Here is a 1652-nt window from a genome sequence, read left to right on the forward strand (position 1 = left end):
GGAGGCTCTGACGCTGGTGCCTCCCAGCTCCCCCCCTCGGGTAGTCTACCCAGCTAATCGGCTTTCCCTCGAGGAATATTCCCCTATCGTCGCCCTCCCTTCTTCTAGCCTGGTACTTCGCTACCCGTCTCGGAGATGGGAGGGCGTCCGCTTTTGCGCTCCCGAGGGCGTCACGAGCCTTCCCCGCCACCTCGCTCACTAGCCATGGGGAGAAAAGCTACCTTTGTAGAGTGTGCGGAGAAGGCTGGTCTCTCCTCCCCTAGAGCTACGATACTCACCTGTATGATTGATTAGTTATGGCACTCTTTGATAAGTTCACGAAGAAGACAGATACCCCTTTTGATCCCTCCACCGTACTCCCTCGGATCTTCGAGGCGCTCGCTAGTGAAGGCTATTGCCCCAAGCGTAGTCAGGAGACACGTGTCATGTATAAGATGGATGGGCTTGTTGGTTGCTTCTTCTACAAAGAGGACGATCCAGAGTTCCTCATGGTACGAGCGTTCTTCAAACGGAAGGACTACGAGCGCTACGATGAGGCGCTCTTGCTGAAGGCTTGCGTTCAAGCAGACTTGGAGCAGAAGGTGGGTAAGGTTTACCTCGATGATGATGGCGATATCGTCCTCGCTGTAGAAGCGTTTATCTTCCCTGGTGTGCCTATTGAGCGTCTTGCCCTGAGGATGAGTAAAGTCCTCCACTCGATAGATAACTGCTTCCATCGTACACTCAAGCAGATCACGCAGGAGCAAGAAGAGGGGACGGGAAGCTCGACGGCGGACTCCTCCCAACTTCCACCTTCGGGTAGCCTACCTAGCTAAGAGATCTTCCCTTAAGGGAGATCCCTCATGGTCGCCCTCCCTTCTTCCAGCCTGGTACTTCGCTACCGCTCTTGGAGAAGGGCGGGCGTCTGCTTTTGCCTCCCGTGGACGTCAGGAAGCTAACCCCTCCTCCTCGCTCGCTAGCCCCAGAGAGAAAGGCTACCTTTGTAGAGCGGGCGGGAAGGGCTCAGTCCCTCCTCCCCTAGAGCTACGATACTTACCTGTATGATTGATTAGTTATGGCACTCTTTGATAAGTTCACGAAGAAGACAGATACCCCTTTTGATCCCTCCACCGTACTCCCTGAGATCATGGAGGTGCTCACTCGTGAGGGCTTCCATCCCGAGATTGATCGGGTGGTGCGAGTCAAGTACAAGGTAGATGGGCTTTACTGCTACTTCTGCTACTACGAAGATGATCCTGAGTTCCTGCTGGTACGAGCGACCTTCGATGGCAAGGACTATGAGCACCATGGTAAAGAGCTCCTGCTGAAGGCTTGTGCTCAGACGGACTACGACCAAAAGGTCGGTAAGGCTTACCTCGATGACGATGGTGATCTCGTCCTCTCGGTGGAAGCCTTCATCATGCCAGGGATGCCTATTGGACGCCTTGCCCTAAAAATGCATAAAGTCCTGCTCTCGATAGACGCCTACTATCATCGTGCGCTCAAGCAACTCACCGAGGTGCAGGGCTCGGGCGCCGGAGGCTCTGACGCTGGTGCCTCCCAGCTCCCTCCCTCGGGTAGCCTACCCAGCTAATCGGCTTTCTCTCGAGGAATATTCCCCTATCGTCGCCCTCCTTGCTCCCAGCCTGGTACTTCGCTACCGCTCTTGGAGA

General features: G+C 55.1%; 2 protein-coding genes. Both read left to right on the plus strand.

The window, feature by feature from the left end; all coding sequences use genetic code 11:
- Positions 1-296: 296 nt before the first annotated feature.
- On the plus strand, positions 297-815 hold the full coding sequence (locus HMPREF1556_RS08375) for a YbjN domain-containing protein (protein ID WP_021668010.1): 519 nt from the start codon (positions 297-299) through the stop codon (positions 813-815).
- 239 nt (positions 816-1054) lie between these two features.
- Complete coding sequence (locus HMPREF1556_RS08380; protein ID WP_021668012.1) at positions 1055-1573, plus strand: hypothetical protein; 519 nt, start codon at positions 1055-1057, stop codon at positions 1571-1573.
- Positions 1574-1652 lie beyond the last annotated feature (79 nt).

It is taken from the genome of Porphyromonas sp. oral taxon 278 str. W7784, from assembly GCF_000467855.2.
GTDB lineage: Bacteria > Bacteroidota > Bacteroidia > Bacteroidales > Porphyromonadaceae > Porphyromonas.